Origin of the sequence: Clostridium sp. CAG:221 (assembly GCA_000435835.1) — a bacterium.
GTDB lineage: Bacteria > Bacillota > Clostridia > Clostridiales > Clostridiaceae > Clostridium.
Map to the genome: position 1 here is coordinate 1 of FR883350.1, position 25,284 is coordinate 25,284.

General features: G+C 29.3%; 23 protein-coding genes. 4 read left to right on the plus strand and 19 right to left on the minus strand.

Annotated elements, in window-relative coordinates:
- Window positions 1-132: 132 nt before the first annotated feature.
- From Q5O44_RS00415 to Q5O44_RS00460, 10 genes are all read right to left on the minus strand, one after another.
- Window positions 133-549 carry a DUF1934 domain-containing protein gene (locus Q5O44_RS00415; RefSeq protein WP_022166406.1) on the minus strand — a complete coding sequence of 139 codons (417 nt, stop codon included), beginning with the start codon at window positions 547-549 and terminating at the stop codon, window positions 133-135.
- A gap of 8 nt (window positions 550-557) precedes the next feature.
- Complete coding sequence (locus tag Q5O44_RS00420; protein ID WP_022166407.1) at window positions 558-1,547, minus strand: DUF814 domain-containing protein; 990 nt, start codon at window positions 1,545-1,547, stop codon at window positions 558-560.
- 10 nt (window positions 1,548-1,557) lie between these two features.
- Complete coding sequence (gene spoIIR / locus Q5O44_RS00425; protein ID WP_022166408.1) at window positions 1,558-2,187, minus strand: stage II sporulation protein R; 630 nt, start codon at window positions 2,185-2,187, stop codon at window positions 1,558-1,560.
- A gap of 77 nt (window positions 2,188-2,264) precedes the next feature.
- The gene (gene ispE / locus Q5O44_RS00430) at window positions 2,265-3,107 is read right to left on the minus strand and encodes a 4-(cytidine 5'-diphospho)-2-C-methyl-D-erythritol kinase (protein WP_022166409.1); all 843 of its coding nucleotides are present in this window, start codon (window positions 3,105-3,107) and stop codon (window positions 2,265-2,267) included.
- Window positions 3,108-3,332: 225 nt separating this feature from the next.
- Complete coding sequence (gene cphA, locus Q5O44_RS00435) at window positions 3,333-5,942, minus strand: cyanophycin synthetase (protein WP_022166410.1); 2,610 nt, start codon at window positions 5,940-5,942, stop codon at window positions 3,333-3,335.
- A complete protein-coding gene (locus Q5O44_RS00440) occupies window positions 5,926-6,759 on the minus strand; it encodes a cyanophycinase (protein WP_022166411.1) in 834 nt (277 codons plus the stop codon). The genes cphA and Q5O44_RS00440 overlap by 17 nt, the downstream gene beginning before the upstream one ends.
- Before the next feature lie 232 nt (window positions 6,760-6,991).
- On the minus strand, window positions 6,992-8,560 hold the full coding sequence (locus tag Q5O44_RS00445; RefSeq protein WP_022166412.1) for an SPOCS domain-containing protein: 1,569 nt from the start codon (window positions 8,558-8,560) through the stop codon (window positions 6,992-6,994).
- A 363-nt stretch (window positions 8,561-8,923) separates the two neighbouring features.
- Complete coding sequence (locus Q5O44_RS00450; protein ID WP_022166413.1) at window positions 8,924-9,160, minus strand: Veg family protein; 237 nt, start codon at window positions 9,158-9,160, stop codon at window positions 8,924-8,926.
- 243 nt (window positions 9,161-9,403) lie between these two features.
- Window positions 9,404-10,288 (minus strand): sporulation peptidase YabG, encoded by an 885-nt coding sequence (yabG, locus tag Q5O44_RS00455; protein WP_022166414.1) that lies wholly within the window; start codon window positions 10,286-10,288, stop codon window positions 9,404-9,406.
- Window positions 10,289-10,410: 122 nt separating this feature from the next.
- Window positions 10,411-11,409, minus strand: a complete 999-nt coding sequence (locus tag Q5O44_RS00460; protein WP_022166415.1) for a CotS family spore coat protein — start codon at window positions 11,407-11,409, stop codon at window positions 10,411-10,413.
- Between the two features lie 105 nt (window positions 11,410-11,514).
- On the opposite strand from Q5O44_RS00460, the gene Q5O44_RS00465 reads away from it, so the two are divergent.
- Complete coding sequence (locus tag Q5O44_RS00465; RefSeq protein ID WP_022166416.1) at window positions 11,515-12,636, plus strand: glycosyltransferase family 1 protein; 1,122 nt, start codon at window positions 11,515-11,517, stop codon at window positions 12,634-12,636.
- Between the two features lie 53 nt (window positions 12,637-12,689).
- Here Q5O44_RS00465 and Q5O44_RS00470 read toward each other — a convergent pair whose 3' ends face one another.
- The 3 genes from Q5O44_RS00470 to Q5O44_RS00480 are packed head-to-tail and all read right to left on the minus strand — an operon-like array spanning window position 12,690 to window position 15,469.
- A complete protein-coding gene (locus tag Q5O44_RS00470; protein ID WP_022166417.1) occupies window positions 12,690-13,718 on the minus strand; it encodes a CotS family spore coat protein in 1,029 nt (342 codons plus the stop codon).
- An 11-nt stretch (window positions 13,719-13,729) separates the two neighbouring features.
- The gene (locus tag Q5O44_RS00475; RefSeq protein ID WP_022166418.1) at window positions 13,730-14,461 is read right to left on the minus strand and encodes a hypothetical protein; all 732 of its coding nucleotides are present in this window, start codon (window positions 14,459-14,461) and stop codon (window positions 13,730-13,732) included.
- Between the two features lie 12 nt (window positions 14,462-14,473).
- On the minus strand, window positions 14,474-15,469 hold the full coding sequence (locus Q5O44_RS00480) for a CotS family spore coat protein (RefSeq protein ID WP_022166419.1): 996 nt from the start codon (window positions 15,467-15,469) through the stop codon (window positions 14,474-14,476).
- Window positions 15,470-15,593: 124 nt separating this feature from the next.
- Between Q5O44_RS00480 and Q5O44_RS00485 the strand changes: the two genes are divergently transcribed.
- Entirely contained in the window at window positions 15,594-16,718 is a 1,125-nt protein-coding gene (locus Q5O44_RS00485; RefSeq protein WP_022166420.1) for a glycosyltransferase family 1 protein, read from the plus strand.
- 65 nt (window positions 16,719-16,783) lie between these two features.
- Here Q5O44_RS00485 and Q5O44_RS00490 read toward each other — a convergent pair whose 3' ends face one another.
- From Q5O44_RS00490 to tsaD, 3 genes are all read right to left on the minus strand, one after another.
- Complete coding sequence (locus Q5O44_RS00490; protein WP_022166421.1) at window positions 16,784-17,953, minus strand: S1C family serine protease; 1,170 nt, start codon at window positions 17,951-17,953, stop codon at window positions 16,784-16,786.
- Window positions 17,954-18,118: 165 nt separating this feature from the next.
- The gene (locus Q5O44_RS00495) at window positions 18,119-19,120 is read right to left on the minus strand and encodes an alpha/beta hydrolase (protein WP_022166422.1); all 1,002 of its coding nucleotides are present in this window, start codon (window positions 19,118-19,120) and stop codon (window positions 18,119-18,121) included.
- A 23-nt stretch (window positions 19,121-19,143) separates the two neighbouring features.
- Complete coding sequence (gene tsaD, locus Q5O44_RS00500) at window positions 19,144-20,154, minus strand: tRNA (adenosine(37)-N6)-threonylcarbamoyltransferase complex transferase subunit TsaD (RefSeq protein ID WP_022166423.1); 1,011 nt, start codon at window positions 20,152-20,154, stop codon at window positions 19,144-19,146.
- 201 nt (window positions 20,155-20,355) lie between these two features.
- Between tsaD and Q5O44_RS00505 the strand changes: the two genes are divergently transcribed.
- Both Q5O44_RS00505 and Q5O44_RS00510 read left to right on the plus strand, forming a co-directional pair.
- Window positions 20,356-20,967 (plus strand): RusA family crossover junction endodeoxyribonuclease, encoded by a 612-nt coding sequence (locus Q5O44_RS00505; RefSeq protein WP_022166424.1) that lies wholly within the window; start codon window positions 20,356-20,358, stop codon window positions 20,965-20,967.
- 12 nt (window positions 20,968-20,979) lie between these two features.
- Window positions 20,980-21,549: a GDSL-type esterase/lipase family protein gene (locus tag Q5O44_RS00510; protein WP_022166425.1), complete on the plus strand. Its 570-nt coding sequence runs from the start codon at window positions 20,980-20,982 to the stop codon at window positions 21,547-21,549.
- On the opposite strand, the gene Q5O44_RS00515 is transcribed toward Q5O44_RS00510, so the two are convergent.
- The 3 genes from Q5O44_RS00515 to Q5O44_RS00525 all read right to left on the minus strand — a co-directional run.
- Entirely contained in the window at window positions 21,546-22,466 is a 921-nt protein-coding gene (locus Q5O44_RS00515) for an NAD(P)/FAD-dependent oxidoreductase (RefSeq protein ID WP_022166426.1), read from the minus strand. The genes Q5O44_RS00510 and Q5O44_RS00515 overlap by 4 nt on opposite strands.
- Window positions 22,467-22,626: 160 nt before the next feature.
- Entirely contained in the window at window positions 22,627-23,970 is a 1,344-nt protein-coding gene (locus tag Q5O44_RS00520) for a TldD/PmbA family protein (RefSeq protein ID WP_022166427.1), read from the minus strand.
- A gap of 11 nt (window positions 23,971-23,981) precedes the next feature.
- Window positions 23,982-25,284 (minus strand): TldD/PmbA family protein (locus Q5O44_RS00525; RefSeq protein WP_302637006.1); only part of this gene is annotated, 1,303 nt, incomplete at its 5' end.

Consider the following 25,284-nt stretch of genomic DNA (forward strand, 5'->3'; position numbering starts at 1 on the left):
ATACCGATAAAGCCCTAAAATACGGGATATATCGGCATTTACCAACTTATGAAAAGATAATCAGAAATTTAGTAAGTTTTTTTTTTAAAAAAGTACAAGATAATTATTAATTACCTTGTACTTTTATCTTCATTAATTAGCTCTAATTTTAACTTTAAGCTCTGTAGTTATTCCTGGCTGTCCTTCTAATCCTAATACATACTTAGTATATATTACTCCACCATCTTCATCCATATCAATATCTAATTCCTTTGTAGATATATTGATATTCATCATACCATATGGAGTATTATATAAAGAAATTACATCTTCACCCTTTTTAAATTCCATTCTTGTACTAGTAGATCCTTCTCTTTCTAAAACCAATACGTCGTCTTTTATAACTAAAGTTGTAGTTGTTCCATCCATACCTGATATTTCTGACTCTTCATACACAGCTTTAAATTCACTTTCTCCTAAATGAAATTTTCCTGGTGTAACTACTTCTATTACTTCATCTTTATCTAAATCTGAAAAACTTCTTATAGATATTACTGCACTCTTTTCCATGTTTCCTCCTATTTTACGTTAACTAAATATTCTTCTAACTCTTTATCTGCCACTGGAGATACATTCATTTCCTTATTATGCTTTTGGCCATAGAATCCGTATCTTACTTTAACTTCTTCTTCATTCTTTCCTTTACTATATCTTACGGCAATCCTTGCTGCTAATTCTCTATCTTCAGCAGTACCTTCATTTTCCATAACTACTAAAGCTCCTGAAAAATCAATTGGGTGGAAATTAAGATATGTATCATTGATAAGCTTCTTAATTTCATCTCCCTCTTCTTTTGTTCTAGCTGCTATTATTTTATTATTATCTTTTGTTCTAAAATGTCTACCGTATCTTAACAAACTCAATTCATTTTCATTTGGTGTACTATTAAAACCTAATAAATCTTTTAATCTTAAGGCATACCCTGGCTCAGTAAGTCTACATCCACCTGCTGGTGATGGATATTCTTTTATTCCCCATTCTTCAGCTAAAGCCATTTGAACCTTTCTACTTCTTCCGCTTATTTTCATTAGCTTTTCTCTATCAACTAATCCATTTAGCTCCATTTCTGTAGGTTGTAAATTCTTTGCACATAAAGGTCTAAGAATTTTGTCCTTAAAGCCAGATTCTTTTTTTACAATATCAAGCGCTTGCCTATTTTGAGACATTGGTCTTTGATTTAATACTTCTCCTGTAATAATAAAATCTGCTTCATACTTCTCTAAAAGCTCACCTGCATAATTCATCATCATTGAATGACAATCTATACATGGATTCATATTTTTTCCTCTACCATGTTTAGGGTTTTTAACTAATTCAAAATGCTCTTTTGAAAAGTCAACTACCACTAAAGGAATATCTATTTGTTTAGTCATTTTCTTAGCACTTTCTTCACTGAAAAAATAAGATCTAAAACATATTCCAATTACATCTATTCCTTGTTCCTTTATTAATTTTGCTGCTAAAATACTATCTAATCCACCTGAAATCATGGCTAATGCTCTAGTCATACTCATCCCCCTAATTGTTTTTTAAAATATCTTTTATCACTTCTACTATTTTAAACTTGCATTCTATATTACTATTATAGCTTCTTTCATGGTTATTACCAATAAGCTCTTTTTCTAATTCCTTTGAATCTACATCACCTTTTGTTTCATCAACAAAACATAATGGAGGAAACATTACGCACCACCAGTTATGGCCTTCACCATTTCCAATGATAATTCTAAATGCTTCATAGTTTCCTTGTGGAAATAAATAATCTCCATAAACTTTATCAGGGAAGTTTTCATTTGATATCATTGTATTTGCTTCATAATCAAAGCCATTTTCCCTAAGTATATTTACTGCTATATTATTTACTTCTTCTATATTATCTTTTAATATATCTCTTGCTTCATCTATACCTGTAGCATCTTTTAATTGAACATTAATATAATCAATAACTTCATCTCTTACCAATAACTTAACAGCTTGATCTTCATCAGAATCACTATTTGCAATAACATGAAATCTAATAAGCTTGTCTTTAATTTCATCATAATTTAAAGTAACTAGCTGTGCATCTATGCATCCTTTATTAGTTGAACCAACTAAAGTGCCTATACAAATTATAAAAACTAAAAATATACTAAAAACTTTTTTCATATTTATAACCCCCTATATGAGTTAAGTATTGACATACTTTAGGGGATTATTCATATTTATTTATAATTTTTTTATTTTTATATTGTTCTTGTTATAAATACATCACTATATTTCTTTTTCATCTTTTCAAAACATCTTTGTGCCTTTAACATATCATCAAAAAATGCAAAAACTGTTGGTCCGCTTCCACTCATCATTGAATTAATTGCTCCACAAGCATTCATTTCTTCTTTTATCTTAATTAATATTTTATGTTTTCTTAATGTAACATTTTCTAATAAATTTTTCATATTACTTGCTACAAAATTCAAATCATCATTTTCTATGGCATTGATTATCTCTGCTGTTTTTGGATGTTGTTTAACTTTTTCTAAATTGAAGTTTTTATATACTTCCTTAGTAGAAACACCAAATGCAGGCTTAACTAGAACTACTATCTTATCTCTAAATGGTTTAATAGGCGTTATTATCTCTCCTATTCCTTCACATAAGGCTGTTCCTCCATGAATGCAATAAGGAATATCTGCCCCTAACTTTAAGCCTAGTTCCATTAATTCTTCTTCAGTTGCATTAACATTAAATAATTTATTCATTACTTTTAATACGGCTGCCGCATCTGTGCTACCACCTGCAAGACCTGCTGAAACTGGAATATTTTTTTCTATATTTATTTTTACTCCATCAACAATATCATATCTTTCTTTAAAAATTTCAGCTGCTTTATAGGCTAAATTTCTATTATCTACTGGAACATAGCTTTTATTGCATTCTAAAATTATTCCACATTCTTGTTTCTCAACTTCAATTTCATCATATAAATCTATATTTTGCATTATCATGCTCAATAAATGATACCCATCTTCTCTTTTTCCAACTACATCTAAAGATATGTTTACCTTACCGTATGCTTTAATTTTCATATATTCAAATCCTTTCAACGAAAGCCTTTTACTTAATCTGTCATAACCATATATTTAATTCTTGAAACTCAAATATATCTAAAACTTTATAACTACTATTATATATAGTATTTTATCTATAGTAAATATATCTTTTATTACCTAAAATTTTTGAAAAAAGTGGGTAACATTTATTTTTTTATTTGTTAAGAATAATTTAAATGTTACCCGCTATCTATATTTTATTTAATTAATCTTTGTATAACCTTTATAATCTTGTTCTTTTCTAAAATACTCAATAACTTCTAATAAAGGCTCTCTCTTTTCAAAGAATACAATTACCGTATCTCCGCTCTTTGCTTCCATAAGTGCAGTTCTAAAAGCTTCAACCTCATCTAAGATAACTTTTAAATCTGCATCTTTATTTACTTGAAGAACACCTTTTTTAATAAGTTCAGCTATTTCACCACTGCTTCTACCTCTTCTGTCTTTATCCTCTTTAATTATTATTTTATCTAAAATATTACTACTAAGTTTCCCTATTCTTATAGCATCATTATTACTTCTGTCGCCAGGTATCCCTATAACACCAATAATGCTACCATTTGATAGTTCTTTAAGAGAAGATAAAACCTTTCTGTATCCTTCAATATTATGACCATAATCTAAAATCGTCTTTACTCCATTGCAGTCATACATATTAAATCTACCTGAATTGTATTTTTCGCTTAATTCAAATTTGCTAAGTCCCACTTTTATCATGCTATAATCCACTTGCATTGCTATTAAGCTTGCACAAGCTGACATAACATTTTCAATGTTAAATTCCAACACACCATTTAAAGTTATTGGTACATCCTCAATCTTTATTATTCTATATTCTCTACCACGGTTATATGCACATACATATCCTTCACTTAGATAAACACATATATTATCGTTCCTAATTGCTTCTAAAATATACTCATTGTTGCAATCCTTTGAAAAATATATTATTTGTGCCTTTATTCGTGGAATAATATCCAAACTATATTTATCATCAGCATTTAAAACTACAAATCCATCTTCTTTTACAGCTTCAGCCACTAAAGATTTTACCATACACAAGTCTTCCATATCTTCTATGCCATCGCAGCCTAAATGGTCTTCGGTAATATTAGTGATTACAGCTACATCAGCTAAATCATAGGCTAATCCTTTTCTAATAATTCCACCTCTAGCAGTTTCTAATACAGCAAACTCAACATCTTTATTTAAAAGTACACAAGTAGCACTATCGGCTCCAGTATCATCTCCATTGTCAATGCATCTACCGTTTATATAGATACCATCGGTACAGGTCATACCTACACAATATCCCATTCTCATTAGCACACTACTAATAATCCTAGTTGTTGTTGTTTTTCCATTTGTTCCTGTAACGGATATAACAGGAATATTATGCACATTGTTGTTATAAAGCATACTTACAACTTTTTCGCCTATATTACGTGACTTACCATAAGAAGGATATACATGCATTCTTAATCCTGGTGCTGAATTAACTTCTAATATTACTCCATTTTTCTTAATTGATTTTGTAATATCTTTAGTACAAATATCAATACCACATACATCTAAACCAATGGCTTTTGCAGCTCTTACACATATCTCTTTATTTTCATCACTTATAACATCAGTGTAGTCAACAGCTATTCCACCAGTAGATAAGTTAGCATTTCTTCTTAAAAATACCTTTTGCCCTTTTTCTAATATAGTAGTTAAATGATATCCTTGCTCGTTTAAATAAAGAAAATCTATATCAATTTTAGTAAGAGGCTTTTCATGATCTCTCCCTCTATTTTCAGCGGAATTAATCTCTTCTACTAACTGTTCTATGTTCTTTAATCCATCACCTATTATGAAAGGAGGAATTCTTTTTGATACAGCTACTACCTCATTATTTACAATACAAACTCTAAAGTCGTCACCTTCATGAAATTTTTCTATGATTATATCTTTAAATTGATCTTTTAAATAGTCATATACTTTTACTAATTCCTTTTTGCTTTTTATATTTACAAAAACTCCCTTCCCCTTGCTACCAAACTGGGGCTTCACTACTACTGGATAACCTATTTCATCAGCAACTCTTAATAAATCAATGACATTACTAACTTTTTGTCCTCTTGCCACCGGCAGATTTTGAATATCTAAAATCTGTTTTGTAATTAGCTTATCACAGGAAATATCCACAGCTACACACCTTGTTTCACTGGTTATTGCTGCTTCAATTCGTCTTCCTTGACTACCATATCCTATTTGATAAAAATCTCCATTACCAATATCTATAACAGGCATATTGAACTTTTCTGCTCCTTTTATAACTTCTGCCGTACTTGGTCCTATAGATTCTTCATTGATTATTTCTCTTATTATGCTTAATCTTATTTTAATATCTATACTTCTTCCCTTAATAAGGCTATTTATTATTTCAATTGCTAATTTAACGATTTCCATTGCCACTTTTTCATATTTATATTGAAAAACTATGATGTAGATATCACCACTTTTTTCTCTTGCCTTACCATATGCTAAGTCAATGCCTAAACTATTTTGCAAAGCAATAATAATGTGCTCACATATATGTGCCAAATATGTTCCTTCATTCAATCTTTTAACAAAACCGCCTTCTTCATCTATGCCACATCTATGGGTATATAATTCTGGAACTAATTCTAAAAGCTTTTCATTAAAAGACTCAATATCTCTGCTGGGAATTTCTGAATACCCTTCTAAATCTACTTCTATCTTTATACACTTTTTATGTGAATATATATTTCTCCCCTTATAAACTGTGCTACTTATCATTTTCATAAAAATTCTTATCCTCCTCTAAAGGCGCCTTTTTAAGTAAGTTAAATTTATTTCCTTCTTTTAATACATGTAATTTAACATTAAACATGCTTAACACTTCATTACTATATTGCTCAGAAACATTGCTATATTGTATACTACTGCCATCTACAAAATATACTGCTCCTGACCCAACAACTTCAGCTATGCCTTCATCACTGACAATTATTGCTGTATCTTCATCTATACCAATTCCAAGCACTTCTGGATTTTGCGCTATTCCGGTCAAAAGCCTTCCTACTCTTCCCCTTTGCGCAAAATGCTGATCTATCATTATATTTTTTACCAACCCTAATCCTGGTGACATTTTCAAAGTGCATTTTCTTGGTGATTCATCATCTTTTCCTTCAATTATCATAGTATCACTCATAACTGAAGCTCCTGCTGAAGTTCCTACAATAGATGCTTTGCTCTTACATAAATTTTTTATAGCTTCATTAATTGGAGTTCCCCCTAAAATACTAGTTATTCTAAGTTGATCCCCACCTGTAAAAAATAAAATATTACACCGCTTTACTAAATTTATATTTTCATCTACATAAGCATCAGCCCGACATTTAATATCTAACTTTTCTATATTTTTTACGCCTAAGGATTTAAAAGCCTTTTCATAATTCTTAAAGCTTTTTTCTGGATATTCTGTAGCTATAGTTGCAATTAAAATCATATCCTTTTCTTTATTAATGTAACTTACTACTTTCTTTAATATTTCCTTATCGCCAACCTTGTCTTCCGCCCCTCCAATGATAATTAAATTACCAACAACTTTTTCACTCATCATATCACCTCAAATCGTACGTTTGTTATTTTATCCATAATACCAACTCATTATTCAAAAAAAGGTAACCGCAAATGCGATTACCTTTTTTATAAACTTAGAGAATTATGAATTATGAATGATGAGTTATGAATTGTGGTAAGAATTTCTACGAAATTCTTTAAAAATATATTTTAGAAACTCCCCTAGGAGTTTCATCCTTAATTCTTCATTCTTCATTCTTAATTCTTCATTAAAAAACGGCTCTTCCTGGTATTATAAGTTTTTGCCCAACGATTATTACATCTGGATTTTCAATATCATTGATCTTTACTAGTTCCTCAATAGTTGTGTTATACTTTTTAGCAAGATTCCATAAAGTATCTCCTTTATCTACTGAATAAATTGTCACTGATGCTTTGCTTTCTGCTCGTCCATTTTCACTTTCTACCACATCAACTATCCATTCTTTATTAACCTTATAAGAAACTTTAGCCCATGCACTTAAAGTAATTCTTATTCCTATAGTATTAGCTTCAATAGTTGAATCTATTGACTCTATTTGTACCTTGCTCACTACATCCATATCTTTATTAGTACCTTTTAAGTCTATTACTGTAGTGAAAGGAACTTCTCCTGTACACATATTTATTCTGCTTATCTCATCAGCAGTCCTATATAATACTGAAACTTTTACTACTCCATCTAGCTTTATTTTATCATTTTCAACACTTTTATCTGTAACAACAGGAGATCCTGATGTCATTATAATTGATCCTATCTTTTCTTTATCATCGTTTAAAGATATATTATCTTTTATAATTACCTCTGTATTTACCATACCATGTATTAATCCAATATCATGATTACTCTTTATTAAATCTATTGGTTGTGATGGACAATACGCATCGTTTATTAAATCAATTTTTTCTTTAGATAAAACCTTAACTAAGCCTTTAGCCAAGAATTCTACATTGATAATCCTGTTTTCTCCTAAATCATCTAAAGTTACTATATAGTCACTATTTACTATGTCTACTTCATTATACGCCATCATATCAGCATTACATCCAATAAGTTCTTGCTCTTTAGATAAATATATATCATCATTTAAAAGTATTATATCATCAGTATCTTTTCCCTTATATAAAACTTCCACCTTGCAGTAGCAGCCAAAATATATCTTATCTTCCCCTAGCTTAGTTTCCTTCTTATGAAGATTTAATGAACATTGTAATATATCTTCGATTTCTGCTTTATCCATAGTTGCTTTTAAGATTGATTTTCCCATAAGTTCTATTTCTTTATCACCAATTACCTTATTTATCTCTTCAGTTTCCTTCTGAACTTGAATATCTGAAGTTCCTTCTAAATCTTTAATAAATTCAAATTCATCAACTTGATAAATATTCCATTTTGTAGTTCTAACTCCTTCTACGGATATTTTTCTCTCATTCATAATATTAGCTTGTATATGTTCCACTACACATTCAACATCACAAAGGACTTTATGTTCTATACCGGTTAGCTCTAGATAATCTGCAAATTTTTCTGATAGATTTACAGAATTTATTCTTTCTATATCACTTTCATCAATAGATAAGTATAAAACTGTATAGGTTACAACACCCTCAAGCATAACTTTATCAGCTAAAACTTCTTTATTTGTCACTGTAGCCTTTGCATCAACTCCTAAGATTTCATGTACATCTGGATGTGAATCCTTAATTAAGTATTCTCCTTTTAAAATATTGCTTCCAGTACTTTCTCTTAAAAGCTGTTCATATTGAACATTTTCTTTAATGACATCTATTTGTGACATAATATCCCTCCTATAGTTTAACTACTATAATATATATTTTCCTAACTATATATTTATTCTAATGAATGATATTTGTTAACACTTTCAAATTGATTTTTATAATTTTCTGAGAAAATTTTTTATCAAAGCCATTATTTTATCAATATTATGTCGAATTAAAGATGTAACTTTAATTTTTTTCATATTTTTTTAAATATATTGTTGACAACATTAAAAATATGTCGTATTATAAAAGAGGTTATTGACCATATAACCTCTCATAAATTCTCAATACCCTTTTATACCATAGTTGAAAGATGGATACCCGCCATCTTTCTTTTTTTGCATATAAAAAAGACTTCGATATTTATTCGAAGTCTTTAATTATACAGCATAATATAACATAACTGTTTTTGTTAAAACATCTGAATAACTATATGTCACAGTCCTCTGGGTGTCATTGTCTAATCTAACAACGAAAATACTTGGATGAACGCTTTCAATTATTCCATCATTGACTAAAATTTTTTTTCTACCTCCATTGGCTTTTAAGGTTACTTTCTCGCCTACATGCCTTTCAATGTCATTTCTAATTGTCGCTAAAGTCCTGTTTCTTTCCATGAAAACACCCTCTTTCTAATATAAATTTTACTCCTTTTTTTTTCAATTGTCAAATAAAACCAAATATTTTATCATCTTTATATACACTTGTCAATGTAAACTTTTACTTTTTAGATAATATTATCAATCCATTAATTATTGTTTCAAATTTTATAAATTTTATACAGTAACTTTAAAATTTTATTAATTTTATACTACATATAAAAGAGCCATATCATCCGATACAGCTCAACTATAAACCAATTATATATAATTTGACTTTGGATATCCTTCACGATATTTTCCTCTGGTCTGCAGTCCTCCAATGCCCTTAATACCAGTAATAGTTCCTTCAACTACATCTGTTATAGAAACAACTTCATCTATTTTAGTATAGGCTATTTTTTCACAAACAAAAACAGGATCCAGACAATGTATAAGAACTCTACTTGGTGAGCTAGCAAAATTAGCTCCTGCATCTAAAAGACATTCATAACATGATTGACAAGCCCCTGCAAATATTACTAGTTCATCATAGCTAGAGTTATAATCCCTCAATGCCTTTACTGCTTCAATATAATATTTAGTATTCCTATAATTTTCAAGGTCTAAATAATCATCTGTACTCTTTAGTACACTATCATGTCCAGTAAGAACTACAATGTCAGGCTTTACCTCTTTAACAAGATCTATTACTTTTGTCCATTGTTCTTTTTCTGCTATTGCTTTTCCCACTGCATCTAAAGATAATTGCTTATAAACCTTTAAACATGTTTCTAAATATTCCTCATCACCATCTATATGAAGTATTTTCCCTGGCCTTCCGAAGAACATATCATTATTTACAGCTTGTGATTTCTGATTTTTGTTACTTCTACAATTTATCTGCTCCCTCATGCCAATTTTTCTCTGGATACCTTTTGCTTTTTTCATTGCTTCATTTACTCTACTATTTAATATCTTTTCTTTTTCTTCTACATATCCATAATCAACAACTTCTAAATCATCTCTAGGTGAATCTGCTATTATTCTTATACTTAATCCTTTTAAGATACAATATGTCTTTCCTCTAACTTCCTTTATATCTATAACTTTAAATATTATATCTTTATCATATGACTTTCTCACAACAATATCGCCTATTTTCATATGCATCTCCATATTTCATATTACTATTTTATAATATGAGTATAATCAACGCTTTGTTTAATTAAAAATTCACTTTTATTTAACAAGATAAAAATAGAGCTGTTTAATATCAGCTCTATTTTTTAAAGGGAATATTCCTTTTTAAAATCATCTAAAAACTTGGTAAACTTCTCTTGTTCATTTATGATACTTTCAATCTTATTGGAAAAAGTATTTTGCCCCCAATTGACCTCATTATAATAATATCTATTAGCCAATCTCCAGTAACGTTGTGGAAATTGAAGATATGCATAAAGAACTTTATACTCATCATCTCTTAAAGGTGATACACTATTGTATGCATTGATTATCTCCTTAGCATACTCTAAGTTCCAATTACATCTCTTCAGTACTTTAATCATAAAATTTGAAATATCATAAGCTCTTATTTCCCTCTTACAATAATCAAAATCAATTATATTTACCTTATTATCTTCTGTAAGTATTATATTATGATAAGTATAATCATGATGGCAGAATCCTTTATTTCTTTCTGCAATCTCACAAAGTTCTATATAATTTGATTCCTTTAATGTCATTAAGGCATTTTTACCAATTTCTTTATAAAAATCCATAGATTTAAGATATAACATATCGAAATTAGTTTTATTATTTCTCTTTCTTATCATATCTCTCATTTTATCTAATGATTTTATTCTCTTTTCCATGAGGCTAGTCCATCTGCCTAAATCTGTTTTCAATTTTGAATTTTCTGGTGGATCGTACCCCTTAGAAGCTTCATGCAATTTAGCTAAAGTTTCAGCTGCTAGTTTTACTTCTTCTAAATTATGAAAGTCACATTCTCTTCCGTCCAGCCATTCAGATAGGGTGTATAAATCCTCATTTACTAAAGCATAAGGCTCTCCTTCATTATTTAAGAAATACCTATCTACAGATTCAAACCCATTCTTTATTAGATGCTCTTTTGCTCCATAAACAAATAAGAGTTTTTGAGGTCCATAATTAATTTTCTTTAGACATCTTTCGCCTTTATTAGTTTTTAAGTAATATACACCTTTATTAGCCTTTATAATATCAATTTTTATTTGAAACTGCCTCTCTATTTCAAACTCTCTCATCATTTTTATCACCCCCTATATATTTATATGTATATCTGTTTTCTTTTATTAACATTTTTTTACTTGCTTTAATATAATAAATTAAAACAACTATGAAAGGATTAAATCATGAAGATCGGCATTGATGGAAGAGCTGCTAAATGGTATAGAGGAACAGGCATTGGCACTTATACTTATCAGCTAATTAATAACTTAAGTATAGTAGATTCAAGTAATCAATACTTGATACTCTTGCCACAAAACACTGATTTAGTTTTAAAAGATAACTTTACCATAGAATGTCTTAAGGAGTCTTCAAATAATCATTTTTGGGATGATGTTAAAACTCCTAATCTATTAAAAAATAATAAGATGGATTTATATCATGTTCCTCAAAACGGAGTAGGACTTTCTGAAAATATTAATTGTCTTAAAGCCATTACCTTGCATGATATAATCCCCTTAAAATTGCCTGAAACAGTTAGCGATAGATATTTAAAAATATTTAATGAGGAACTTCCTAAAATAATTTCTAATTGCGATGGCATCATAACTGTGTCTGACTTTTCAAAAGAAGATATTGCTAAAGAATTTAATTTTCCTAAAGAAAAAATTTATGTTACACATCTTGCTGCAGAAGAAATTTATCGTCCTCTAAGCAAGAATTCATGTAAACAAGTTATTAAAGAAAAATACGGAATAAGTGATGACTTTATTTTATATGTGGGCGGTTATAGCCCTCGTAAAAATATATTAGGTATATTAGAAAGTTATTCCCTTCTAAATCCTGCCATAAGGAAAAATCTTAAGGTGGTTATAACCGGTAGAAAAGGTATTTCATATGATAGATATAAATTACGAACTGAAGAACTTAATATTTCATCTTCAGTAATTTTTACTGATTTTATTCCTTTAGAAGATTTGCCTATTTTTTATAATGCATGTGAATTACTAACTTATCCATCATTTTATGAGGGCTTTGGATTACCTCCGTTAGAAGCAATGGCTTGTGGTACTCCAGTCATTACATCAAATGTAACATCCTTACCGGAATTATTTTATAATTCTGCCTTATTGGTAAATCCTTATGATGTATATGCCCTAAGTTATGCCATGGAGAAAGTATTATGTGACAGCTTGCTTAAACTTACTATGGTTCAAAAAGGACTTATAACAAGCTCTAATTATACTTGGCAGAAAACTGCTAAAAATACAATCTCTGCTTATGAGAAAATTATTAATTCTAAATAAATTAATAAAAAAAGAGCTGCATAAAATTATAGTTTTTATTGCAGCTCTTTTCTTTATTTTAGAATTCTTTTTACTAATTCAACTCTAAAATCATCTAATTCTATTTTATTTTTAAGTCTGCTTACAAATACTTCCTGTTCCCATGATTTCTGTTTATAATAATATAACTTAATTATTTCCACAAAGTCATAGGGATAACATAAAAGAGAATTTAATATCTCTCTTTCTTGGTTATCTATTTTATCCTCTGGTTTATCATAAGCTGTTAAAATATTATCTATAGCATCTTTTTCATAAACAAGGTTCTTAATAACCTTATTTATAAATATATATATATCTTTAATTCTCAAATCAATATTGCAATAATCAAAATCTATTATATTAACATTATCATTATCTATTATAAAATTATGATGAGCTAAATCATTATGACATAAATAAAAGTATCTATTATCCCTTTTCATCTTTTCATAGTTAGTATTCATTAATAATTCTATGGCTTTATTCATTTGTTTCTCCATTGATTCTACACTATTCAAAAATAAACTATCAAAGTCATTTTTATATTTATATTTTTTTACTAAAAACTTTATTTGTTCCATATTTTTTAAATCATTAATATACTCATTGATTATATTACTGCCATATTTACATTTTATATTTAAATCTTTTAAATATTTTTCTATTCCTTTTGATGAAACATGAAGCTTTTCTATTGCTTTAGTGCACCATGATATTTCCACTGGATTAGTAAATGTCGCTTCTCTACCTTCAATCATATCAAGCACAATATAATTCTTTCCATTATAAGTTGTTATAACTTCATTATCTTTATTTCTACAATACCTAATTACATCTTTATCTGACGCATATATATAATTTAAAGCTTCATCAATAAACTGAACATCTTCAAATTTCATATCACATCTTTTTAATATTTTTTTTCCCTTATCAGTAACTAATAAAAATACCTTTCTTAGTGGAATCATATCTTGAACAGTTAAATTAAGTTTATCAAATAATCCTTCACATAAATCATAATCACATAAAGCCTTTCGTTCAACATATCTATTTTTATTCATTTTATTACCCCTTATAAAAGTTTAATATCATCACATTCTTTTGCATTTTTTAACTTATTAACTATATCTTCATTAGTGATATCAACCTTACCATTTCTACATTTATTTAAAACTTTCATAGATTCATTGGGATATATTGATAATATTCTTAAATATTTAACACTATCATCATCTAATGCTGACTTATTAGCAAACTCATTTATTATATTATTTATATTATAGTTTCTTTTTCTTCTTTTAATTTTTTTTATATAACTATAACAATCACTTTCCAATAAGTCATAAGCAATATATCTACTACTGCTTATATATATTATTTCATTTTTGTCTCTCTTTAAGTTACTTTCATCAACTCTACCTAAACATATTTCATATCTTTTCATACTTCTTTTAATTATTGAAAAATATATTTCTAAATCTAATAAACTAAGGGTTTCTTCTGCATTTTTTATAATACTAGTACCTTCATCTATCAAATAATCCTCAATATAACTTGTACCTTTATTATTTGTAATTTTACTTATATAGTTCTTATTCTTTTTTATATCAACCTTATATGCTTCAAAATCCTTACCAATGACACTTTGAATTCTAGGTATAATAGCTTCTTTGCCAGCTAAAAGTCTCTTATGTGCATCAGATATTAATTGAATCTGCTCACTAATACTTACTTCAACATTACCTTTAAATCTTTCATCACTTATGATAATGCTTTTACTACTTAAATACTCGTAAATATCCATGAAACTATCCTCCTATTTAAAGTATTCATCTAAAAATACTTCACGATATTCAACATCCTCCAGGTATCTAATTATTTTATTTATAAATACCTCTTCATTCCATGGCTGCTGCTCCCAATAATATTGAAGGCCTATCTGCCAGAAGCTTTGGGGAAACATAATAAAATACTTCATAATCTTAAGTTCTTCATCAGTTACTTCCAATGTTTCCTGATAACTATTAATAATTAAATCACCAGTTTTATCACTCCATTTACCATCCTTCATAGCTCTTATAAGTAAAGATGCCAAATCATGTATATGAGTATCTAATATGCAATAATCAAAATCTATTATATTTATTTGCTGATCCTTATCAATTAAAATATTATGATGGGCAAAATCATGATGACAAAAACCTCTTTTCTTTACTTCAATATCCATAAGAGAAAAATATCCATTTTCTTCAAGACCCTTTACAGCTCTTTGACCTCTCTCAATTTCATTATCTATATGCTCTAAATAAATTTTATCAAACTCACTTTTATATGCCTTTTGATATATTCTATTTCTAAAGTCTAATATTTCGCTACATCTTGTATTAAAAACATTAATCCATGAATACCATCCAATTCTTGGCCTCATTTTCCTATTCAAATTAAATCCCCTACTACATTTATGCAGCTCTGCTAGCTTTCCTGCTATAGCTTGAAGCTCAATAGGATTATTAAAATTGCTAACCCTTGAATGTATCCATTTAGTAATATATGCATAATTATTTTCAATTTCTATATACTTATTACCATCTTTATTAGGTAGTATTTCAGGAATAGTTTTAAATTTCCTTTTTTGTAAATGTTCAATGGCGCTTATAATAAAATTAAAATGAGGAAAGTCATACTTTATATTCTTTATACAATATTCTCCCTCATCTGCTTTAACATTATATGAATTTTTCACCTTTGATATTGACTTAATATTAATGCCATAGTTTTCTTCCACTATATCTTTTATTTCATTTATATCCATTAATGTCTCCTAAACATTCTCTCATCTGTATTATATGAATATGTACATTTTATTGTGTTTCTATCACATTAATTTAAAATAATAATATTTTATTGTATAAGGTTTTTTTAGGAGGCGCTTATTTTTGAACTTTTCTATTGATGCTCGTGGTATTAATTTATATAAAGGCTCTGGAATAGGTACTTATATTGAAAATTTAACATTGGAACTTCTTAATATAGATAAAAAAAATAACTATACAATCTTTTGGGCTGGAGATAATTTTGAAAAATATAAAAGGGAAAATTCAACGGTCATATTGACTTCTAAAAAACATAATTTATTCTTTGAAAATTATTACTATCCTAGCATATTACAAGAATATCATATTGACTTACATCATATACCACAAAATGGAATAGGATTGTCAAGCTCTTATAGTACTCCTTCCGTAGTCACTATTCATGATTTAATTCCCTATATCATGCCTGAAACTGTTGGAAAAGGATATTTAGAAAGATTCCTTACTGATATGCCCTTTATAATTAAAAACTGTAAGGGCATATTAACTGTCTCTAACTATTCAAAAAAAGATATACTTAGATTCTTTCCTAATTGTCCTGAAGATAAGATATATGTTACTCCATTAGCTGCTAATAGTTCATATAAACCTCTTTCTAAAGATAAATGTAAAGATTACATTTATAAAAAGTATAAAATCAACACTCCTTTTATTTTATATTTAGGGGGTTTTAGTAAGCGTAAAAATGTTTATGAACTTATTGTATCTTTTAAAAATATACTTTCTTCATTAAGTAAAGATTATTCTCTTGTAATATGTGGCTCTCTTAAGGATGAAGGCCTTAAACTAAAAGAACTTACTAAAGATCTTCTTATAGATGATAAAGTAATTTTTACAGGTTTTGTATCAGATGATGATTTACCATACTTCCATAATGCCTCAGATCTTTTTGTGTATCCATCTTCTTATGAAGGCTTTGGACTACCTATCTTAGAGGCAATGGGTTGCAAAACTCCTGTCATCACTTCTAACACTAGTTCTATTCCTGAAGTAGCCAATGATTCCGCTGTTCTTATTGATCCATTTGATAAATCTGCTTTAAGTGAAGCAATGTTAAAATTACTAAATTCACCAAGCCTTCTTGCTGAATATGGTGAAAAAGGATATAAAAATAGTCTTAACTTTACTTGGAGTAATACTGCTAAACTTACTCTATCAGCTTACATTGATATACTAAGGGAAAACTAATTGACATATAAAATAAAAGGGCTTAGTTACCATAATAACTAAACCCTTTTTATTTAACCTAAATATTAACTAGCTGTTAATTTTACATTTATTGTTTTACTTTCACCATTTCTTATTACTTCAAGAGATATTTCATCTCCCTCTTCTTTACCATTCTTTACTGCTTTAAATTCATCAAATGTTGTTATTCTATTTCCATCAGCTTTAACAATTATATCTCCAGCCTTTAACCCAGCCTTTTCAGCTGAAGAAAATTCTGTTACTTCAACTACATATAATCCTTGTTCCATATTTAATTGCTTAGATAGTGCTTCATCAATAGTTCTAACTGAAATCCCTAAATTTAATATTGGCTTTGATAATGATTCTATCTTATCCTTTATATCATTTATTGGAATTGAGAATCCAATACCTTCTACTGCTTCACCACTAATCTTACTTGAATTTATACCAACTACTTCTCCTTTAGTGTTTACTAATGGTCCACCACTATTACCAGCATTTATTGCAGCATCTGTTTGAATTAAGTTCATTGTTACTCCTGACTCAACAGCAACACTTCTACTAGTAGCACTGATTATCCCCTTAGTAACTGTACTTGATAGTTCTGTTGATAATGGAGTACCTATTGCTATTACCTCTTCACCTGGCTGTAATGCATCTGAATCTCCAAGTTCTACTGTTGCTGGTATTTCAACATTTTCATCTGTTATCTTAATCATTGCCACATCTTGATTTTCATCATAATTAACTACCTGAGCTGTAGTTGTTACATCATTACTTAATGTAACTGATATTTCTTGTGCTCCCTGAATAACATGATAATTTGTAAGTATATAACCTTCTTCATTTATTATAAATCCTGATCCAATTCCTTCAACTTCCTGTGTATGCATGAAATATCCTTGAGTTACTGATTTAGTTGAAACTACAACAGCAGCCGGCGCAACTTTATTATATGCTTCCGTAGCACTTAAAGCTTCACTTTTAGTATCAAATTTTGATGGATTTACATTAATTGTCTTTGTTTGTGTTAAATTATCCTTTAATGCTAAATATGTTACTCCACTTCCTATGAATCCACTACATAATGTACAAACAATAACTCCTGCTATTGTCTTATTAAAGCCTCTTTTCTTTTTAGTCTTAACATGTGGCTCCTGAAAATTATAGGTATCGTTATTATTATCCTTTCCACTACTATATACTACATCATAAATATTCTTATCATCCATAACTAACTCTCCCTTTCCGTTAACTATTCTATACTTATAATATAACCACCTTATGTGTCAAATATATGACAAATAGGTTTTAAATCTATAATTCACACTAATTTCACAGTAAAGTCATTTTCAACTTCTAGATATAAAAAAAATAGAAAGTTATTAAATAACTTTCTATTTTTTTTGTTCCTTACACTGCTTGATTACTCCTCGTATTCCTGCAAGTATATCAGTAGAACTCTTTAATGATAATACCGAAGAATCAGTATTACTTACAATATAGGTAGTTAAATCTTCATCGCCTAAGCTCTTTAATCTTTCATCTTTATTTTTAGTTATTAAGCAATAAGGCTTCCCTGTAAATACTCCTTCTTGCTGAATATCTAAATTATAATTTGATAAATTGCTTAATTCATTGCTTACTGCTGTGGTATAACTTGCTTTTGTCCTGTGACTTGAAAACTCCTCTAAAGCATCTCCCTCTAAAGTATCATCAATATCATTAATATTAATATCCAAATTTAATTTGTCCAAAAGCATTGTAAATCCAACATATGAACCTACTTGTTCTATTTTTCTCCTTATTCTTAAAGCCACATTCTTTAAACTATTGCCTGAATTTTTAATATCCTCTTCCACTAATGGGTTAACTAAAACAATTCCTGCAACTGAATCGGGAAACTGTTTTGCAAAGCTAGTTAATACTAATGAACCATACTCTTCTCCTACTAGGATATATGGTTCCATAGCTCCAGATTTCCTTAATAATATCTTTAAATCTTGAGCTTGTTCTTCAATTGTTCTAGCTGATCCTGATGCACTAAAGCCATATCCCCTTCTATTATATAAGAAAGTTGCTACATTATCATTTTCTTCAATTTCATTGGCAATTGTATCCCAAACTTCTAGATTACCTCCAAGCACTCCATCAAATACTACAGTATAATTTCCACTTCCCTTTAATCTAAAATCCATTCTTTTATCATCTACTGTAGTGTAATCTACTCTTTCTATTAAAGTTTCTCCTGCTATAAAGTTTGTAATTTGTTGAACAATAAAGCCTGCTATTATTATACCCATTAAAACCTTAGCCATATTCTTTAATTTTTCTTTAGTAGTTCTTTGCCTCTTCATATTAACTCTTCTTACTCCGTTTGAATGTGGCAATAAGTTCATTTTTTCAATCTCCTTTTATATTATTATAGCTTTAAGTTAGGCTTTGCATTTAAGTTTAAATCACTTATCTTACCATTTACTAAATTAAAGTATGCTGCACTTCCAATCATAGCTGCATTATCTGTACATAATACTGGTGCTGGGAATAATACTTCTATTCCTTTCTTAGATGCTGCATTCATAATAGTTTCTCTTAGAGCTGAATTAGAAGCAACTCCTCCAGCAATGGCTATCTTCTTAACATTTCTGCTTTTACATGTTTCCATTACATTATCTTTTAACACTTCTATTACAGCTTTTTGGAAAGAAGCTGCAACGTCAGCCTTATTAACTTCAACATTTTGCATTTTTGCTTTATTTAAGTAGTTTAGTACTGCTGATTTAACACCACTAAATGAAAAGTCTAAAGATTTATCATGAAAATTAGCTTTTGGGAAAGCAATAGCATCTGGATTTCCTTCTCTTGCTAATTTATCTATCTTTGGTCCACCTGGATATCCAAGACCTAATGCTCTAGCAACTTTATCATATGCTTCTCCTGCTGCATCATCTCTTGTCTGTCCTATTACTTCATATACACCATAGTCTTTAACATGTACTATAAAAGTATGGCCTCCTGAAACTACTAATGAAACAAATGGTGGTTTCAAATCTTTATGTTGTATGTAATTTGCGCATATATGTCCTTCTATGTGATTAACTCCTACTAATGACTTTTTAGTTGAGAATGCTAATCCCTTAGCAAATTGTAGGCCTACTAATAATGCACCTACTAATCCTGGCCCATAGGTAACCCCTATAGCATCAATTTGCTCCAATGTTACCCCAGCTTCTTCTAGTGCTTCCTGAACTACTCCGCTAACAACCTCTATATGCATTCTTGAAGCTACTTCAGGTACTACTCCACCAAACTTTTTATGTGTATCTATTTGAGATGCTATTATATTTGATAAAACTTCTCTTCCATTAACAACAACAGCTGCTGAAGTTTCATCGCAACTTGATTCTATAGCTAATATATATTTCTTTTCCATATCTATCTATACCTCTTCTTATTACTGTTTATATCTAAGGAGTATTATATCTTAATAAAACCCTATAATCAAACAAACCTTGTTAATTTTTTCTCTCTATTGTATATTCTAAATATAGTACATGTTTTAATTATATAAATTAAATCTTACATATTCATTAAATATTTATTTCAATTTATAGAATTTTAAGGAGAATTGTTTATGAAACCATATGCTAAGGTCGTAGTACCAGGTTCCCCTATTTCAAAATCAAATTTTAAATTACATAATAAAGATGGCAGAGCAATACTTCCTTATAACACTGGAAAGGCTCATGACAAATATGCCTTATATGAGGAAGAGATTGCTTATTATGCTAGAAGTCAAAATCCTACTACCATACTAGAAGAATCATTAATTGCCATCTTGAAAGTTTACTATAAAAGTGAAAAGCGTCATCCTGATACTGCTAATATAACAAAAAGTATTTTTGATGGTATTGAAAAAAGCGGACTTATAGTTAATGATGCACAAATTCGCCGAATAATAACTGAAGAGTATTATGATAAGGAAAATCCTCGTTTTGAATTAGAGTTTTATGGCGAAAGCACCTTTGAAGTAACATATACCATTAAGGAAAAAACTACTCCTTCAGAAAAGAGAATTTATTCATCCTTAAAGAAGGTAATTCCCACTACAAAAACAAAAGAAACTAATACTACCTCAGTTAAAAAGTGTTCAATATGCAATGGATTAATTGATGAATCATCTTGTATAAAAGCTGATGGTGGTAAAACTTTAATCTGTAAAAAATGCTTTACAAAATTATTTTAAGGAGGCTCAATAATGATAGATTTTATATTTTTAGGAGATAGTCTTACTTTTGGTTATGGAGTTAAACCAAAGGATAATTGGGTACATAAGCTTTCAGAATATCTTAAATTAAACATACTTAACAAAGGTGTCAATGGAAATACAACTACTGATATGCTTTTTAGATTTTATGAAGATGTAGTAAGCAATTCACCTAAATCATTATTCATTATGGGTGGTACCAATGATCTTTTATCTAACAGACCAGTGTCTAAAATAATTGAAAATATGGAAGTAATGATAAAAGAAGCTTTTGCTAAAAATATTAAAGTGATTATTGGCATTCCTCCTGTTATTGACTCTGCTATGGCACAAGCTTTATTTATGCCATCTCTTACCTATGATTATTGCCATAAAAATCTGGAAGTATTACGAATGGAGTTAATAAACTTATGTAATTCATATAATTTAAAATATATAGATTTTTATGAAGCATCTAATAGTAATCTAGGCAATAACATATTGATGGACGGTATTCACTTTAATCCTAAAGGACAGGATATATTATTCAATAAAGCAAAAGAAGTATTTATACTAATTTAGTATAAATACTTCTTTATATATTGCGAAGCTAAATGTCCAATTATATATCCATCTTCTCCACTAGAAAATACTCCTTCAACTCCATGCTTTACTGTCCCACAAGCAAAAAATCCGTCTTCAACAGTATTTATAGTTTTTATGTCTACGTTTAAGCTTCTTATTAAATCTATTTCTGGATAATATCCTACTGATAGTATTAAAGAATCGCATTCAATTAATTCTTCATCCTTTTCATCAATCATAACAGCAGCCCATTCAACTCTTTCCGCTCCGCCAATTTCTGAAATTTTTGCATTATATATTACAGGAATATCAAAACCATTAAGTATATCTAACTGCTCCTTATCTAATGATTCTTTAGCTGTTACTAAAGCCTTTATTTCAGCACCTTCTATTAATAACCTTCTAGCTAAAAGTGCTGACCATTTACCACTTTCTTGTATTACAACTTCTTTTCCAGGTAAATAGCCATGGAAATTAACTAATCTATGAGCTGATGCTATAGTAAAAATACCTGTATATCTGTCTACTGGAATCATTATATTACCTGTAAACTTTTCCTTGCAACCTGTAGCTAATATTATTGCACCAGCTTCAATATCATAAACACCTTTATCTGGATTAATAACAGTTATTCTTTTATCAGCATTTATCTCTAAAACTTTGCTACTAGTTAAGTACTTTCCTCCTAATTTCTTATAATCATCTATCATTATGCTAGAAAACTCAGGACCAGTTACTTTTTCTCCTAAATAAAAATTACCAAAACCATCATGTATAAATAAATTTAAATTTCCTCCTAGATTTTCTTCCTTTTCTATAATAAGAACATCCTTTACTCCTTCTCGCATTGCAGTAATAGCTGAAACCAATCCTGAAGCTCCAGAACCAATTACAACTAAATCATACTTTTCCACAAAAACACCCCTTTAGTTAATGATGAGTTATGAATTATGAATGATGAATTGTAGAATAAACTCCTTTCAGGAGTTTAGAAAATATAACTTCTATTTTCCTAAACTCTGTAAGAGTTTATTCCATAATTTTTCATTCTTCATTCTTAATTCTTAATTATTATTACTCTCCTGCTATAGCAAGTGATTTAACCTTTATAGATGGGCTTCCTACACTACTCATTGGGAACTTTAAGTCATTACCTACTTCTTCTATATCTTTAAGTAAATTAAAGAAGTTACCTGAAGCTGTTACTTGTTCAACAGGGAATGTCTTTTTACCATTCTCAATATAGAATCCATTAACTGCTAAAGAAAATTCTCCTGTAATAGCATTTGCTCCTGAATGAAGTCCTGCAAAATCAGTTATGATAAGTCCCTTATCTATATTAGCTAATAACTGTTCAAAATCTTTATTTCCTTTTTCAATATAGAAATTAGTAGGTGATACTGATATTGAAGATGCATATGAATTTTTAAATCCATTACCTGTTGATTTAACACCAGCCTTATTAGCAGTCTTTAAGTTATATAATAATGTTTCTAATTTTCCATCTTTAATAAGGTAAGTCTTTTCTGTTGCTACGCCTTCATCATCAAAGCCTACTGATGCAAGACCATCTTTTAAATGTGGATCATCCACTAGATTAATTACTGATGATGCTATTTCTTCTCCTTCTTTTCCCTTTAAAAGGCTTAGCCCTTTTTGAGCTGCATCTGAACTGAATATACCAGCAAAGGTAGATAACATTGAAACCATTGCTTCATTTTTTATAACTATAGGATAGTTACCTGAAGGAATAGCTTTTCCTCCTATTTTAGATAAAGCCTCATTTACAGCATCTTCTGCTATCTTCTTTGGATTAACTTCATCAAGAGATTTAGCTATTACATATCCAAATCCATCATACATCTTTTCATCTTCCTTTATTATTGGGCATACATATGCTGATAATAAATTTGATTTATTGTGTAAATTTAATCCCTTGGTATTTATTATGCCATACTTACCAGAACTATAAGCTACAGCACAACCTGCAAAACTTTCTACTTTACTGTTTAAGGCTTTAGCTTCCTTTTCCATATCTAAAGCTATCTGTATAAGCTTATCTGCTGCTATGTTTTCAAGAGACTCTGAATAAGTGGATACATCCTTATACTCCTTATCTCCATCGTAGATAAATTGAATATCATCACTTTCAATTGCTAATACATTTTCTTTAGCCTTATTAACAAGCATATGAATTGCTTCTTCATCTAATATTTCTGTATAAGAATATCCTATCCTATCTCCCATTTTTCCTCTAAATGATAATCCATAAGAAGTATTTAAATTATATTTCTCTACTTCTTCCTTATATACATTTATACTAAGGCTTTCTCTATCAACATAATATACTTCGCACTCAACAAAACCTACTTTTTTAGCTTCTGCAAATAATTGATCTACAAATATTTTTAATTCCATTACATTACCTCCTATCTTCCACCTACAGTAATTTCACTTACTCTTATCATAGGCTGACCTACGTTAGTTGGTATGCTTCCTGAAGATGAGCCACACATTCCTTGCCCTTGAGTCATATTGTTTCCTACCATATCAATATTCATTAATATTTCGCTACCTTTTCCTATTAAGCTAGCACCTCTAACTGGCTCTTGGATTTCTCCATTTTTCACTAAATATCCTTCTGATACTGCAAAGTTAAATTCACCTGTAACAGGATTTACAGAACCTCCACCCATTTTCTTAGCATATAATCCATCACTTATTGATGCTATTATTTCTTCTGGTGTATTATCTCCATTAGCTATATAAGTATTAGTCATTCTTGAAGTTGGTGCATATTTATAACTTTGTCTTCTTCCACTTCCTGTAACCTTCATGCCCATTCTTCTAGCATTTAATTTATCTATCATATAAGATTTTAAAATACCATTTTCAATTAAAACATTCTTTTGTGTTGGAGTTCCTTCATCATCTATATTTAATGACCCCCATGCATTTGGAATTGTTCCATCATCAATAGCTGTAACTTTAGTAGATGCTATTTGTTCTCCTAATTTACCTGTAAATACAGAGTTTCCTTTAGCAACAGATGTAGCTTCTAATGAATGTCCGCATGCCTCATGGAATATAACTCCACCAAAACCATTATCAATAGCTACTGTCATCTTTCCTGCTGGACAATTCTTAGCATGAAGCATAGTATGAGCACTTCTTGCAGCTTGTCTTCCATAATATTCAGGATCTATATATTTAAACATTTCTATTCCAGCTCTTCTACCTGGACCCTCAGTTCCTGTTTGATTTTCCCCATTGGCAGAAGCTACTGCATTAATAAATAATCTTGTTCTTACTCTTTTATCTTCTGTGTATAAACCATCTGTATTTGCTATTAATATGTTTTGCTCCTTATCACCATAGCCAACGCTTACTTGAGTAATTTCACTATGATAACTCTTAGCAGCATCATAAGCAATCTTCATTACACCTATCTTTTTATCTGCTTCTACAGCTGATGGTAGATAAATTGTAGGATGTATGTTTATAGTTTCCTTTTCATATAAAGTTATGCTTATATCTTCCTTCAATTCTCCTAATGCTAATGCTGCTTTTTCAGCAGTTTGTAATAATGAATGAAGGCTATTATTATTTGTATAAGCATAAACGCTTTTTAATCCTTTAAATATTCTTATTCCTATTCCATAAGATCTCCCACCTATAGAATTTTCAACCTTTCCATTTAAAATATTTATAGAATTATCTATTGTATCTTCT

Excerpts from the sequence above, each read along its gene's own strand:
- Q5O44_RS00415 (WP_022166406.1), bottom strand. The coding sequence starts at position 549 with ATGGAAAAGAGTGCAGTAATATCTATAAGAAGTTTTTCAGATTTAGAT.
- Q5O44_RS00420 (WP_022166407.1), bottom strand. The coding sequence starts at position 1,547 with ATGACTAGAGCATTAGCCATGATTTCAGGTGGATTAGATAGTATTTTA.
- spoIIR (WP_022166408.1), bottom strand. The coding sequence starts at position 2,187 with ATGAAAAAAGTTTTTAGTATATTTTTAGTTTTTATAATTTGTATAGGC.
- ispE (WP_022166409.1), bottom strand. The coding sequence starts at position 3,107 with ATGAAAATTAAAGCATACGGTAAGGTAAACATATCTTTAGATGTAGTT.
- cphA (WP_022166410.1), bottom strand. The coding sequence starts at position 5,942 with ATGAAAATGATAAGTAGCACAGTTTATAAGGGGAGAAATATATATTCA.
- Q5O44_RS00440 (WP_022166411.1), bottom strand. The coding sequence starts at position 6,759 with ATGAGTGAAAAAGTTGTTGGTAATTTAATTATCATTGGAGGGGCGGAA.
- Q5O44_RS00445 (WP_022166412.1), bottom strand. The coding sequence starts at position 8,560 with ATGTCACAAATAGATGTCATTAAAGAAAATGTTCAATATGAACAGCTT.
- Q5O44_RS00450 (WP_022166413.1), bottom strand. The coding sequence starts at position 9,160 with ATGGAAAGAAACAGGACTTTAGCGACAATTAGAAATGACATTGAAAGG.
- yabG (WP_022166414.1), bottom strand. The coding sequence starts at position 10,288 with ATGAAAATAGGCGATATTGTTGTGAGAAAGTCATATGATAAAGATATA.
- Q5O44_RS00460 (WP_022166415.1), bottom strand. The coding sequence starts at position 11,409 with ATGATGAGAGAGTTTGAAATAGAGAGGCAGTTTCAAATAAAAATTGAT.
- Q5O44_RS00465 (WP_022166416.1), top strand. The coding sequence starts at position 11,515 with ATGAAGATCGGCATTGATGGAAGAGCTGCTAAATGGTATAGAGGAACA.
- Q5O44_RS00470 (WP_022166417.1), bottom strand. The coding sequence starts at position 13,718 with ATGAATAAAAATAGATATGTTGAACGAAAGGCTTTATGTGATTATGAT.
- Q5O44_RS00475 (WP_022166418.1), bottom strand. The coding sequence starts at position 14,461 with ATGGATATTTACGAGTATTTAAGTAGTAAAAGCATTATCATAAGTGAT.
- Q5O44_RS00480 (WP_022166419.1), bottom strand. The coding sequence starts at position 15,469 with ATGGATATAAATGAAATAAAAGATATAGTGGAAGAAAACTATGGCATT.
- Q5O44_RS00490 (WP_022166421.1), bottom strand. The coding sequence starts at position 17,953 with ATGGATGATAAGAATATTTATGATGTAGTATATAGTAGTGGAAAGGAT.
- Q5O44_RS00495 (WP_022166422.1), bottom strand. The coding sequence starts at position 19,120 with ATGAACTTATTGCCACATTCAAACGGAGTAAGAAGAGTTAATATGAAG.
- tsaD (WP_022166423.1), bottom strand. The coding sequence starts at position 20,154 with ATGGAAAAGAAATATATATTAGCTATAGAATCAAGTTGCGATGAAACT.
- Q5O44_RS00505 (WP_022166424.1), top strand. The coding sequence starts at position 20,356 with ATGAAACCATATGCTAAGGTCGTAGTACCAGGTTCCCCTATTTCAAAA.
- Q5O44_RS00510 (WP_022166425.1), top strand. The coding sequence starts at position 20,980 with ATGATAGATTTTATATTTTTAGGAGATAGTCTTACTTTTGGTTATGGA.
- Q5O44_RS00520 (WP_022166427.1), bottom strand. The coding sequence starts at position 23,970 with ATGGAATTAAAAATATTTGTAGATCAATTATTTGCAGAAGCTAAAAAA.